At 41.1% G+C, this 13756-nt stretch carries 14 protein-coding genes; 6 read left to right on the top strand and 8 right to left on the bottom strand.

The window, feature by feature from the left end:
- Together K5Q58_RS00375 and K5Q58_RS00370 are read left to right on the top strand one after the other, a co-directional pair.
- Entirely contained in the window at positions 1 to 348 is a 348-nt protein-coding gene (locus K5Q58_RS00375) for a cupin domain-containing protein (protein ID WP_220751469.1), read from the top strand.
- Complete coding sequence (locus K5Q58_RS00370; protein ID WP_220751467.1) at positions 345 to 1646, top strand: MFS transporter; 1302 nt, start codon at positions 345 to 347, stop codon at positions 1644 to 1646. The genes K5Q58_RS00375 and K5Q58_RS00370 overlap by 4 nt, the downstream gene beginning before the upstream one ends.
- Before the next feature lie 415 nt (positions 1647 to 2061).
- On the opposite strand, the gene K5Q58_RS00365 is transcribed toward K5Q58_RS00370, so the two are convergent.
- Both K5Q58_RS00365 and K5Q58_RS00360 read right to left on the bottom strand, forming a co-directional pair.
- A complete protein-coding gene (locus tag K5Q58_RS00365; RefSeq protein ID WP_220751466.1) occupies positions 2062 to 2943 on the bottom strand; it encodes a sterol desaturase family protein in 882 nt (293 codons plus the stop codon).
- A gap of 53 nt (positions 2944 to 2996) precedes the next feature.
- Positions 2997 to 4040 carry a DUF2804 domain-containing protein gene (locus K5Q58_RS00360; RefSeq protein ID WP_220751463.1) on the bottom strand — a complete coding sequence of 348 codons (1044 nt, stop codon included), beginning with the start codon at positions 4038 to 4040 and terminating at the stop codon, positions 2997 to 2999.
- A gap of 307 nt (positions 4041 to 4347) precedes the next feature.
- On the opposite strand from K5Q58_RS00360, the gene K5Q58_RS00355 reads away from it, so the two are divergent.
- From K5Q58_RS00355 to K5Q58_RS00340, 4 genes are all read left to right on the top strand, one after another.
- Positions 4348 to 4914 (top strand): YajG family lipoprotein, encoded by a 567-nt coding sequence (locus tag K5Q58_RS00355; RefSeq protein WP_220751461.1) that lies wholly within the window; start codon positions 4348 to 4350, stop codon positions 4912 to 4914.
- A gap of 78 nt (positions 4915 to 4992) precedes the next feature.
- Positions 4993 to 5577: a peptidylprolyl isomerase gene (locus tag K5Q58_RS00350; protein ID WP_220751460.1), complete on the top strand. Its 585-nt coding sequence runs from the start codon at positions 4993 to 4995 to the stop codon at positions 5575 to 5577.
- A 421-nt stretch (positions 5578 to 5998) separates the two neighbouring features.
- Entirely contained in the window at positions 5999 to 6337 is a 339-nt protein-coding gene (locus tag K5Q58_RS00345) for a hypothetical protein (protein ID WP_220751458.1), read from the top strand.
- A 120-nt stretch (positions 6338 to 6457) separates the two neighbouring features.
- Positions 6458 to 7876 (top strand): MFS transporter, encoded by a 1419-nt coding sequence (locus tag K5Q58_RS00340; protein WP_220751455.1) that lies wholly within the window; start codon positions 6458 to 6460, stop codon positions 7874 to 7876.
- A 72-nt stretch (positions 7877 to 7948) separates the two neighbouring features.
- Here K5Q58_RS00340 and kdsA read toward each other — a convergent pair whose 3' ends face one another.
- From kdsA to prfA, 6 genes are all read right to left on the bottom strand, one after another.
- Positions 7949 to 8797, bottom strand: coding sequence for a 3-deoxy-8-phosphooctulonate synthase (kdsA, locus tag K5Q58_RS00335; protein WP_220751453.1), 849 nt, complete (start codon positions 8795 to 8797; stop codon positions 7949 to 7951).
- Between the two features lie 60 nt (positions 8798 to 8857).
- The gene (locus tag K5Q58_RS00330; protein WP_220751451.1) at positions 8858 to 10111 is read right to left on the bottom strand and encodes a DUF819 domain-containing protein; all 1254 of its coding nucleotides are present in this window, start codon (positions 10109 to 10111) and stop codon (positions 8858 to 8860) included.
- Between the two features lie 250 nt (positions 10112 to 10361).
- The gene (locus tag K5Q58_RS00325) at positions 10362 to 11150 is read right to left on the bottom strand and encodes a SirB1 family protein (protein WP_220751449.1); all 789 of its coding nucleotides are present in this window, start codon (positions 11148 to 11150) and stop codon (positions 10362 to 10364) included.
- A gap of 9 nt (positions 11151 to 11159) precedes the next feature.
- On the bottom strand, positions 11160 to 11555 hold the full coding sequence (locus K5Q58_RS00320) for a SirB2 family protein (protein WP_220751447.1): 396 nt from the start codon (positions 11553 to 11555) through the stop codon (positions 11160 to 11162).
- A gap of 112 nt (positions 11556 to 11667) precedes the next feature.
- Entirely contained in the window at positions 11668 to 12534 is an 867-nt protein-coding gene (prmC, locus tag K5Q58_RS00315; protein ID WP_220751445.1) for a peptide chain release factor N(5)-glutamine methyltransferase, read from the bottom strand.
- A 124-nt stretch (positions 12535 to 12658) separates the two neighbouring features.
- Positions 12659 to 13744 (bottom strand): peptide chain release factor 1, encoded by a 1086-nt coding sequence (gene prfA / locus K5Q58_RS00310; protein ID WP_220751443.1) that lies wholly within the window; start codon positions 13742 to 13744, stop codon positions 12659 to 12661.
- Positions 13745 to 13756: the final 12 nt, after the last annotated feature.

Genomic DNA, 13756 nt, shown 5'->3' with positions numbered 1-13756 from the left:
ATGAAACAGAGTGCACATTTCTCATTTGGCAATGAAACGGAAATTGAAGATATCGGCGGCGGCCTAAAGCGACAAATGCTTGGGTTTAATGAAGAGTTAATGGCGGTAAAAATTTGGTTTGAAAAAGGCGCAATTGGTTATAACCATGCCCACAGACACTCTCAAGTCACTTACGTTGTAGAGGGCGAGTTTCATTTTAATATTGACGGCGTCACTAAGATTTTAAGAGCTGGTGACAGCTGCATGATCCCTCCTCATGCCGACCACGGTGCAACATGCCCTACTGGCGGTATTTTGATAGATACCTTTAGCCCTGCAAGGGAAGATTTCATTGAGGGATTAAAATGAAAATAAACAATCTTCGATGGTGGGTCATTTTACTCATCGCATTAGCGACCGTAATTAATTATATCGATCGCTCTGCGCTTAGTGTGCTTTGGCCCGACATTGTTGAAGATATATTCCCTGATGAGTCAGCGTTAGAGCGCAAACAAATATATGCAAATATCTCGATTGTATTCATATTATCTTATGCGTTTGGCCAGGCGATATTTGGCAAAATATTTGACTGGATAGGCACCCGACTAGGCTTCGTACTTTCTATCGGTGTTTGGTCACTTGCTACTGCAGCCCATGCTTTTGCCCAAGGAATGCTTAGTTTCAGTATCTTCAGAGCCATTTTAGGTGTCGCAGAAGCTGGTAACTGGCCAGGTGCAGCCAAAAGTAATGCAGATTGGTTCCCCACAAAAGAACGCGCGCTAGCTCAAGGGATCTTCAACTCAGGCGCTGCTATTGGTGGCATTATCTCGATTCCACTTATCGCTTATATGACTGTTTACTTTAGCTGGCAAATGGTTTTCGTGGTCATTGGTTTAGTGGGTTTACTCTGGTTAATCCCTTGGATTATTTTAGTCAAAGCACCGCCTAAGTCTCACCCTTGGATCACTGAAGAAGAACGTGAATACATTCTAACAGGCCAAAAAACGGCTAAACCAGACGATGAAGCTGACGCTAAAGAGTACAACCCTACAACGAGTGAGTTGCTTTCTCATAAGCAAAGTTGGGGCGTGATTATTGCCTCTGCAGCGATAGATCCTATCTGGTGGTTATTTGTTTTCTGGATTCCAATTTATCTTAACGAAGTCTACGCCATGGATGTTAAATCTATTGGCATATACGGCTGGGTTCCTTATGTAGGCGCTATGTTAGGTGCATGGTTCGGTGGTCTATTGGCACAAAACCGCTTAAAAGCAGGCTGGGACACCAATAAAACGCGCAAACTGACGATAACCTTAGGTTGTTTAATTATGTTGCCAGCACTGTTATCCATGGCGAACCCAGGTGGGCCAACAACCGCCGTTATGATCATGGCGGTTATCTTATTTGGATTCCAAACCGCCATCGGAAATGTGCAAACATTGCCAAGCGATTTATTTGGCAAAAAAGCGGTTGGAACATTAGCTGGTTTATCTGGAATGGCGGCAAAGTTAGGTGCATTAGGTTTAACAGCATTAGTGCCATATCTAACAGCTAACGGTAACTATACCCCAGCATTCGTTATTGGTGCATCACTTGCGGTTATTGCCATAGCATCAGTCTGGATTTTGATACCTAAAATAGAGCCTGTTAGCCCGAAAAGTAAGTAAGCATGTAAATAAACAAATAAGTAGTATTTTTAAACGATTTAGCAAGACATTATCTTTAACGAAAAAGTCTTTCGCTATGTTGATGGATTAACTGAAAACTACTCATTGCTCAGTTAGTTTTATTGAATAAGGTGATTGGCTTTATATTGATAATTTAAGCTGGGGCTGTACCCAAAGAGCCCTTTTTTATTTGGTGAGACCTACTTAGCATATACTCAACCCCTTCCGAGTATCTGTTAAGTAGGTTAAACCTTTCTTTATCTCATCTTCAGAATGTGTCTAAATGTTCACCTCAAAAGGTTCAGCATTACACTTTCAATTCATACCTGCCTTTAGCGCACAAATTTTATCTCGGGTTTATCTATGGTTATGCCTAAGTTGAATGTTCTTTTTATCAGAATAAAGCATACCTGCTTTAGCTTGCTTTCCCAGTTTTAGCTGGCTTGTCAGCTTGAGCTGGTGGCGAAAACAACACTGTAAACCTTTGCTTTAAGCTTAAGCCTGACTGGGTCACATCACTCAACATATCCCGCCACTCAGCAAAACTAACAGTGAAAGGGTTAAAGCTATTTACAGGTTTAGTGATACCGTAAATCACGGTTTCTTTTTCGGCTTCAAAAGTACCAAATAGCTTATCCCAAATAATCAGTACGCCAGCATAGTTTTTATCAATATATTGAGGATTCTGACCATGATGAACTCGATGATGTGATGGCGTATTGAAAATAAGCTCAAATGGACCTAACGACTTTATCGCTTGGGTATGTACGAAAAACTGTAAACCTAGGTTAAGCAGCACAACAAATACCACCCAATTAGGGTCAAAACCTATAATCACTAACGGTACCCAAAACAACCACATTCCCGCCAATGGATACATTAAGCTTTGCCTAAAAGCAGTACTAAAATTCATATTCTCTGAACTGTGATGTACTACATGGGCAGCCCACATCCAGCGTATGCGATGACTTGCACGATGAAACCAATAATAGAAAAAATCTTGCAGCACCATTAGGATGATAAAACTTAACATGCCCATTTGAATATCAAAAAGCTTCCAGCCAAATAGCACTAAATACACTTTAGCAATTAACAACCCAGCTAGAATATCGGTTACCTGGTGCATACCCGCTAAGCACATATTACAAAACACTTCGGCTTTGTGATAACGAGCAGACTGAGGGAGTTTTTGGCGTTTATCCCCTAAGTACCATTCAAGAAAAAAACAAAAGAAAAACACTGGTGCCAAGACCAGTAACAACATTTCAGGGTGATTGATGATTGAGTTCAAATCCATTGAAAACCTAATATTATTATTCTATTAAAAATCTTATACGGGTTATTTAACTGCTACCACTTAGCAAAATGATCTTCTGTTAATCCAAGCTGATTATGTAGCAGATGTTTATGACCATTATTATCAATAATATGACCGCTAAAATATCCAATATATTGTCTAAAGTTACTCTTTAAGAAACCCAAATTAAGCTTCTCACTGCGACAATTTAGCGCTTTAAACGTTAAATCAATTTCGCCAGTAGTTGGGTCTTCACCAAAACCAGCACTAATGTGCCAATAGTCATTGCTCAAATGGCGGTTAAAGTCGAATTTCACACTAGGCAATAAATGGCGCTCACCATTAATCCATAATACATTTTCAGTGGCGCCCGTTTCGTTAACACCTGCCGCAAGGTTTAAGCCTAAAACACCCGCTTCAACATGTGTGTTTATCGACGCCCAGCGCCAGCTTGTTTCACGGCGCATATAACCTGCAGAAAAGTCATAACCTCCAAGGGCTGCGTTAAGGGGTTGAGGCTCATCTTTTATTATTAAACTGCCGTTAACTTTGAGACCATTGTGCTTTTGAGTATAAGTCCAACCGCTGTAACCTGTTGGTGTACACAAACTCATGGGTAAACTTAATGGCGGCGGCGACAACTCCAGCTCTGCCTTAATGTCATCTGTCTTAATACTTAGCTGCCATTGTGAGTCTTTAATCGAGAACTCGATTTTACCTTGGCGATGTTTTATTTGTGCTTTACCCTGCTGTGGCGAATGAGAAACAGACATCCCCCAAGATAATGGCTTTAATGCCTGCGTTTCAGTTAGTTTATTCTTTTCAATATCGTACAAATAACAAAAGCTACTGCCCACATAGCGGATATCAGCAATGGCTACACCGATAATGTATCTCGGTGTGGTGATATTGATAAATTGAAATTGCTTATAGTCGAAATACTTAGCAAACCAAGAGCAAGGCTTATCCATCTCATTGAAATAGTTAAACTGCTTTATTGCTAAGTCACTTACTACACCATCAAAGTGTCCATAAATTGGCTGACCTTCAGAGTTCATTAGCTTGTCTGGCGCAAGTTGTAAATGATTCAATGACATACTGCTTCCATGTTTTTGTCGTTAATCGTCATACTCATTAGAGAGAACAATATAAATAAACCGCTGAAATTCAACTTGATTGCCTAAAGCTGAATCCGTTTACTTTAAAGTTCTAACTCTAACGTGGATAAATTATCAACATATGTCAACGCATAGTGTTCAATTAAAATTAAAAATCAAGCCGAACATCTATACCTTTTGCAGGCTAATCACTATATTTCGACCAACTAATTAACTCAGTTATTGGGACTGGAAAGGTAATAGAAATCTGTTATTCTGAGCGCACCATTTTTTATTGTCTTTAGCTATGAAATCATTGCCATTATTCTTGTGTTCCGCGTTATTTTTATCAGCTTGTGCTAGCCATACTCCGACTCATATTGCACTTAACCCAAATGTGCCTAACGTCGTTAATAAAATAGATCGCTATGATACTGTCGCTGTCAGTACTATTGATGTGCGTAAAGCAAATTTTATCGTCCGTTTTAACAAAGGTGATGAAGCAGCGCAGCTTGTCAGCCCAAGCGAACCTATCAGACAACAACTTGATAGCGTATTTAAAAAGTCGATGAGTAATGCAGGATACCAAGTGGATCCAGCTGCCAGTAACACTGTTGAGTTCCAGTTAGATTATCTTTTAACGGATGTCACTGAGTCGACTTTTGGCTTCGAAGCAAAAACAGATTTAACCATCAATGTCATTGCTAAAAATCAAACCCAAGAATTCACTAAAATTTATAACGGTAAAGGCTTATTAAAAGGCCCCTTTAGTCCAGACTTTGCCACCTTAGAACTTGATATGAATAAGTTGATTGATGAACTCACTACTAAAATCATTAATGACCCTGAGTTACATCATTTTTTGCAAGGTTAATTCATTTCGGTGAGTTTAAGCGGCCATAGAACAGAAACAAATAGTCATCAACCATATACAATAGATTAGGAAAACCTTATGTTTAAACGGATTGTAACCAGTGTATTGTTATTTTCGTCAATGATGGCCAATGCCGCCGTCGATATTCAACCAAATACCCTTTACCCAAAAGTCGAGTTTGATACGACTATGGGAAAAATCATCGTTGAATTGGACCGAACACGTGCCCCTCTGACTGTCGATAACTTTCTGACTTATGTAGTGAAAGGTGAATATGACAACACGATTTTTCATCGCGTAATTGCTGATTTTGTGGTTCAAGGTGGTGGATTAAATCCAGAGCTAGAAGAACGTGAATCAATGGACCCTCTGTTTAATGAATCAGGGAATGGCTTATCCAATAGTATGGGGACCATTGCCATGGCGCGTGATAATGACCCACATTCAGCAACACGTCAGTTCTATTTTAATGTCGATGACAACAAAAACCTCAACCCATCAAAACGTCGTTGGGGTTATGCCGTATTTGGTGAAGTAGTCGAAGGCATGGCAGTGTTAGAAGCGATGTCATATGTGCCAACTCAGCATAATGACCACCTTAATTGGCCTGATTTTCCGGTTAAAGAAATCCTGTTAAACAAAGCAACGCTTCTTGCCAAATAATCAACTCGCAGTTTAACAATTAGTAGTACGACAAGCTCAATAAACAAAGCCAAATAACAAGCCTAGAAAACAGATAAATGTAAATTATTTAAATTTACATTTTTTGGCTACAGCACAAATTAAATTTAAAAGTGGAGTGAAATATTGATTTCATTCCACTTTTTTAGCTATTTGTGGCGCTGTTACTTTCAAGACTAGTTAAAGCCTCTAAATTTGCTCTTACTTTGTAAACTTGAGTAATTATTCCACAATCCTGACTATACTTAATTTACCTTTAAGTTGCGGCTTTTCGTGTTTAGAGCATTATTTATCGAATGATGAACCACCCGCAGCTTATTAACCTTGTCTTATTCGATAAATAATTTCAGTTAATTTTAGTTCCGTCTTAGTCAATGGAAAGCAATAAAAAAGGATGTCATCAATGACCCCAAATGACTTCATAGAAACCAAAGCGCCGCAATTGGCCTATTATGGTAAGGCATTTTTAGATAACCAATTGGAGCATAAAGAAATCAAACTATACATGTGGGATGTACTAGAGGAATGGCAAAGTATCAGTGTAGACACTAGCGATAACTCCCCTTCACCCACAGACACAGAAAAGGTATTTTGGCACTTACTCCACTGTTTTGATGAATGGCCAGATATTGTCATTAGAGGTAACCAATACCTCAGACAACAAATACATGACTGTTGTGATTACATCAATATTGGCGGCGATATCCCCCACGGATGTATCGGGATCAGGCCCACAGTTTGACCCATATGTTCAATTACAATGCTTTTGTTTAACACTCGATTAAATTTCCAATCAGAATGGCTTGAACCAATCAGCTACGCGACATAAGCTAGAGCCATTCTCCTTCAATCAGTTGCCTCAATGTCAGAACTGCTAATTCGTACCCGTGAAGCCTTATCTGTTTATTATCACAAACGTGTACTCATCATGTTATTACTGGGCTTTTCTGCAGGCCTGCCACTTATGTTAGTTTTCTCAACGTTGAGCTTCTGGCTTCGTGAAGCGGGAGTCGATCGAGCCGCTATCGGTTACTTCAGTTGGATTGCATTAACTTACGCCTTTAAATGGGCATGGTCTCCTCTTGTCGATCGCATGTCCTTACCCATATTTACGCGCTTGTTCGGTCGTCGACGTGGCTGGATGATATTCGCCCAGCTTGGACTGGTCGCGGCCATTTTAGGCATGGCCCAAAGTGATCCGTTAGTCGATTTAGAGCAACTTGCGATATTTGCACTTATTCTGGCTTTTGCTTCAGCCACCCAAGATATTGTCATCGATGCTTTTCGAATAGAATCTGCCCCTCAAGACATGCAAGCGGCACTCGCTGCGGCATACCAAGTGGGCTACCGCGGCGCGATGATTGTCGCAACAGCTGGGGCATTAACCATTGCCGCTTGGGTCGACCCTGGTAATACCGAGTACAACTTAGAAGCATGGCAAACCGCCTACCTAGCCATGGCCATGCTAATGTCTATTGGACTCATCACCACCTTTTTTAGTAAAGAGCCCGAAGTTGATACCAAAGATGCAGATGAAAAAGAGCGTCAACTCAAAGCAAAGTTTGCAGAAAAATACCCCACTAAAGTTGCCAGCGCAATGGCGTGGTTATATAGCGCGAGTGTCTTGCCTTTCGTTGATTTTTTTAAGCGTTACGGCAAGTCAGCCATCCTGATTTTACTGCTGATTTCTTGCTACCGCATTTCCGATATTGTCATGGGGATCATGGCCAATGTGTTTTATGTTGATATGGGGTTTAGTAAAGAAGAAATCGCTTTTTTAAGTAAGGTCTATGGCTTAATCATGACCTTGTTAGGAGCTGGAGCTGGCGGGATTTTAATCATGCGCTACGGCACCATGAAAATTCTGTTTGTTGGTGCACTCTTGGTTGCTGTCACTAATTTATTATTTGCTTGGCAAGCCTATATTGGCTACAACGTGCCGTTCTTAACCTTCGCAATTTCGGTGGACAACTTTAGCGCGGGGATCGCCACCGCAGCGTTTATCGCTTATTTATCCAGCCTTACCAGCAGTGGTTATAGCGCCAGTCAATATGCATTGTTATCTTCCATCATGCTGCTATTCCCTAAATTTATCGCCGGTTTTTCCGGGGTTTATGTTAATGCCTATGGCTACGTTAACTTCTTTATTGCGGCCAGTTTAATCGGCTTTCCAGTGTTGCTACTCATTAGTTTGTTACAGCGATATCCGCCGCCGTCTCAGGAGAGCGAAAAAGTTAATCAAGATGATGCGATTACAGAAACTGCAGACAATAAAAACTAACTTACTGAATGCTTGATAAGCAGCAACAAAAAAGCCCAACATTAAGTTGGGCTTTTTATTGAGAACGATAAACTACTTACTGGTATCAATTGGGTCAAACGATTTAACTAAGTCGTCTACCGCTTTCATTTGGGTTAAGTAATTTTCTAACTGATTTAGCGGTAATGCACATGGGCCATCACACTTAGCGTTATCAGGATCTGGATGCGCTTCAATGAACAAACCAGCCAAACCTAACGCCATGCCACTACGGGCAAGTTCTGTAGCCTGTGCGCGACGTCCACCAGCGCTATCTGTACGTCCACCTGGACGCTGCAGTGCATGCGTTGCATCAAAGATTACTGGGTAACCCGACTGCTTCATTTCATCCATACCGAGCATATCAACAACAAGGTTGTTATAACCAAAGCTTGAACCACGCTCACAAAGAATGATGTTGTCGTTACCGGCTTCATTAAACTTTTTAATGATATGACGCATTTCATGCGGTGCTAAAAACTGCGGCTTTTTCACGTTAATGATTGAGCCTGTCGCCGCCATAGCTACAACCAAGTCAGTTTGACGCGCTAGAAATGCAGGTAGTTGGATAATATCAACTACATCAGCCACTGGCTGACATTGGTGGATTTCGTGAACATCTGTGATGATTGGTACATTGAAGGTTGATTTAATTTCTTCAAAAATCTTCAAGCCTTCTTCCATGCCTGGGCCACGGTATGAATTAACCGATGAGCGATTAGCTTTATCAAAAGAGGCTTTAAATACATACGGAATGCCTAGCTTTTGCGTTACTTCAACATAATGCTCGGCAATCGACATGGCTAGATCACGAGACTCAAGCACGTTCATGCCGCCAAATAAAACAAACGGTTTGTCATTTGCAATTTCAAGTTCGTTCAAACCAATGATTTTTTGTTCCATAGTCATTTCTCTTTTATCAATATCGTCGCGTTAACCACTTAACGCGACATAAAAACGGGGCTAAACAGCAATAATTTGTAGCAACTGGCCACATAACCACGCCATATATGTACCTACAGCATAACCTAATACGGCCAATAACACGCCTACCGGGGCTAACGCTGGGTGGAATGCTGCCGCAACCACTGGTGCAGAAGCTGCGCCGCCAACATTGGCTTGGCTACCAACAGCCATATAAAATAACGGTGCCTTAATTAGTTTAGCGACAATCAGCATAAAGCTCGCATGAACAATCATCCAAATGATACCAATAGCAAAGTACCAAAGGTTTTGCTCGTCAGCGAGCTTTGAGACATCCATATGAAGGCCAATGGTTGCCACTAAGATATATAAAAATGCCGAAGCCACTTTCGATGCGCCAGCAGCTTCTAATTGTTTTACCGGACTAAATGATAACGCGAGACCAATTGAGGTCACCAGTACCACTAACCAGAAGAACTTTGAGGTTAGGCTGTAATCTCGTGTCCAAGGGTAATTCGTTTCAAAAAACGGCCCTAAAAAGTCTGCTGCAAAATGTGCAAGGCCAGTAACACCAAAACCAATAGCCACAATCAGCATTAAATCACGTAGCGAAGGAATGCGCGCATGCTCAGCATGATACTTTTCAACTTTCGCTTTTAATGCTTCTAATGCAGTGGTATCTGCACCAGTTTTAGCATCGATTTGTTTTGCTCGTGATGCCATTAATAACAGCACAGCCATCCAAATGTTGGCAACGATGACATCTACAGTCACCATCACCGAGAAGATACTACCACCAGCTTCATAGATCTCTTTCATCGAGGCTTGATTCGCGCCGCCACCAATCCAACTTCCCGCAAGAGTTGTCATACCACGCCAAACGGCATCAGGGCCGTTTCCACCTAATACATCAGGATTGATAGCTGAAATAATTAACAGCGCGATGGGGCCACCAATCACTATGCCTACGGTGCCAGTTAAAAACATCACAATCGCTTTAGGGCCTAAACTTAAAATGGCTTTTAAGTCGACACTTAAAATCAGTAACACTAAACATGCTGGCAATAGATAGCGCGATGCCACGTAATAAAGTTTAGAAGTATCCCCATCAACTATCCCAAATGTATTGAGCAATGACGGCAAGAAGTAACACAGCAATAATGCAGGTATAAATTTATAGAATTTTTGCCAAAATGGATGTGGTGAAGAACTGGTGTAAAAAACGAAACCGAGAATTACGGCTAGTAGGCCTAATGCAGTAGCATCATTAGTGACCATAGGACTGGATGTCATTAAAATCTTCCTTGTGAATGCATGTCAAAGTGAATTATTTTTATTGTTGTTTTGTACTTTTAGCAGTACTTATTGTTATGACTTTTTGGTCATTTTTAAATTTAACATGGTAATGTAATCGAAATTGTCTCGATAGGCAGCAGTTATCTTTTATTTGCTTGAACACCCTCACTGATAAAATTCAAACAAGTCATAATAAAAAATTCAGGCCCATAAAATGAGCCTGAATTGTTTAATAAACTAAATCAAATTAGTGGTAAGTCTGCGGTTGGTCGCTAAGTTCCTTCAACTGCATTTTGACAATTTCAGTCACAGGATCATGAGGACTGCTATCAATAAAATGCTGTAAATCAGAAATCGCCACTTTAATACAACCTAATTGCTGAGCTATAAAAGCACGTTCACGATTTAAATTAACGTCGTCAGGATGCCATTGCAGTAACAAGTTACAACACTCCATTGCCTGCTCAAATTGATGAGTGACAATACAACCTGCTTTTAGCTCATGGATCATGCGAGTAATTAAGCGTTTTAATGATGCCGTTTTGAGGTACTTTGGCTTTAACAATGCCGAGTTACCCAACTCACCGCGCACTAAAAGATGCAGCTGGCGACGGGTTAATTCTTGCCCTGTTAACGGATCGATATAAACGATGCTGTCGTTAATGCGCGAACGCACAACCGTTTGTCCCGGTAGTAATACCGCATCAAGGGTAATATCAAGCTGCTTAGCCAGTAAGATCATCACAGTCGCCAATGTGGTGCTATTGCCTTGACGACTCATAATGCAACGACCTAAATCGGCGGCTTCAACACTGAAGTAATCTTCACGTGCACAAAAGCCTAAGTCGGTATAAAACCAACGAAGCAAACCGTCAAAGCGTTGCTGTGGATCCTCAACATGCAAGCTCATTACCGACCCAGCAATTTCATACCAAGCCCATAACGCTTTTTTCTCTTGAGAAAAACCTAAATGCTGCGTAATTTCGAATGCAGTGTCTGGGATCTTCACTGCATCATTCATTTGATGTTTAGCCATGAAACTCTATTAACCCATTAATACAACTTGTTTAAAATGAGCCAGCCTGGCAGCCAATACGAGCCATCCAATAGCGCCTAAAAAGGCAAAGATTTTGAAGAATTTATTGCGGTCACCTTTCAGTGCCATTACACCTAAACCGATGTAAGCAAGTACTGCAAGTAACTTCTCTGTCATCCACGCATCCACAAAAGGATACTGCTTGATCATGAAGCACAATGTCAGTCCTGACAATAATAAGAAGGTATCAATTACATGCGGTGCAATCTTAATAAACTTCTTGTCCATCACTGGAGATTGACGCATATGCAGTACAAAGCGAGTAATAAAGAATACCACACTTAAAAAGATGAAAGTTAAGTGCGTGTGCTTAACAGCAGGATATAAACTGTAAAAGGTTTCCATTATTGTTTTTCTCTTTGAGCTACAGATAAAATGGCCGCTAGTTTACTCGATCAAGCGGCTCTATAGCAATTTTAAGAAAAACACTGATTTTACAAAGGTGAATGTTGTGTAACTAGTCTTTTAATGTGCCTTGCCATTGTCCTAGTGTGCAGCGGTCATTGCTGCCAAAGTCACGCACTGTAGCCACATTGTCATACCCAAGCTCAATCAGTTTTTGCCTAACCACTAACGCTTGCTCAAAACCATGTTCTAACAACAAGTATCCACCTTGAGATAAATGTTTAGTCGCGTGTTGGGCAATATGAAATAAATCAGCAAAACCTTGTTCTGCGGCTGTTAAAGCACTTGATGGCTCAAAACGAACATCACCTAAATCAAGATGCACATCGGTTTCATCAATATAAGGAGGGTTGGACACAATCAAATTAAAATCTTGATGTTCTACAGCACTGAACCAGTCAGATTGTAGTATTTCAACATGAGCAAGATTTAAGTTTTCACGATTGGCTTTTGCTAATTCAACCGCATCATCTACTTTGTCGATGGCTGTCATCTGCCACTCAGGACGTTCAGAGGCTAAAGACAAGGCAATAGCGCCGGTTCCTGTACCTAAATCCAATACTTTTGCATTGTTATCTAACGGCAAATTAAGTGCTGTTTCGACTAATATTTCTGTATCAGGGCGTGGAATAAGTGTGGTGGCATTAACAATAAATGGCAGAGACCAAAACTCACGTTCACCAATAATATGAGCAACAGGCATGCCCTGCTTACGCTTTTCAATCATGGTTTGAAACGATTTAAATTGGTCAGCAGTGAGTACCTTTTCAGGCCAAGTGTAGAGATAACTGCGCTGCTTATTAAGACAATGCAGAAGCAAGGCTTCTGCATCAATATTAGCCGACTCAGATGAGTCGACCAACTGGCTATAAGCCCATTGCAAAGATTCCGCAATGGTAGAAAAAGAAGACTGTGGCAACGTCGTTCCTTAGTCATTTTAATAGCCATTGAAACTAGCTATTAAAACTAGCTATTAAAACTAGCTATTGAAACTAGCTATTGAAACTAGCTATTAAAACTAGCTATTAAAAAAGTTTTTGAAATTAATCGTCAGCTAATGCTGCAAGCAGATCAGCTTGTTCTTCTTGCATCAATGGCTCAATGATGGAGTTTAAATCGCCTTCCATAATTTCATTTAAGCGGTAAAGCGTTAAATTAATGCGGTGTTCGCTCATACGCCCCTGAGGGAAGTTATAAGTACGAATACGTTCAGAGCGATCGCCACTTGCCACTAAGTTACGACGAGTAGATTCTTCTTCACTACGGCGTTTCTCATCTTCAACAGCTTGCAGGCGAGCAGAAAGAACACTCATTGCTTGGGCACGGTTCTTATGCTGCGAGCGCTGATCCTGACATTCCACCACAATACCTGAAGGTACGTGAGTAATACGGATTGCGGAATCGGTTTTGTTGACGTGCTGACCACCGGCACCTGATGCGCGGAAGGTATCCACTTTCAAGTCTGCTGGATTAATTGAAATTTGTTCAGCTTCTGGCACTTCAGGCAATACCACAACAGTAACTGCAGAGGTATGTACGCGACCTTGTGATTCAGTTTCTGGTACACGTTGAACACGGTGTCCACCTGACTCAAACTTAAGCTTGCCGTAAACACCTTCACCGCTCACTTGAACAATCAGCTCTTTAAATCCACCATGCTCGCCTTCGTTCGCGTTCATGACTTCCATTTGCCACTTGTTCGACTCGCAGTAACGTGAATACATACGGAATAAGTCACCCGCAAAAATCGCGGCTTCATCACCACCCGCACCTGCGCGAATTTCGATAAAGGCATTACGATCATCGTTAGGATCTTTAGGCAGCAGTAAAATCTGCAATTCGTCTTCAAGACGTGCAATTTCTGATTTTGCTTCTTTAATTTCTTCTTGCGCCATTTCGCGCATTTCAGCGTCGTCTTCAGCTAACATTTCGTTAGCAGACTCAAGGTTCTCTTGCGCCTCTTGGAACGAAGTGAAGCTTTTTACGATGTCTTCAAGCTGAGAAAATTCTTTTGATAAGGTGCGAAAGCGGTCTTGATCCGCAATAACTTGTGCATCACTGAGTAATGCTAACACTTCTTCATTACGTTCAAGCAAGCCTTCCAGCTTGCGAATAACCGACTCTTTCATTTAACGTTGTTA

Source organism: Shewanella sp. KT0246, assembly GCF_019654955.1.
In the GTDB taxonomy this organism is placed as follows: domain Bacteria; phylum Pseudomonadota; class Gammaproteobacteria; order Enterobacterales; family Shewanellaceae; genus Shewanella; species Shewanella goraebulensis.
Note: the sequence above shows the minus strand (reverse complement) of the source record. Positions and strands in the feature narration are given on the sequence as shown.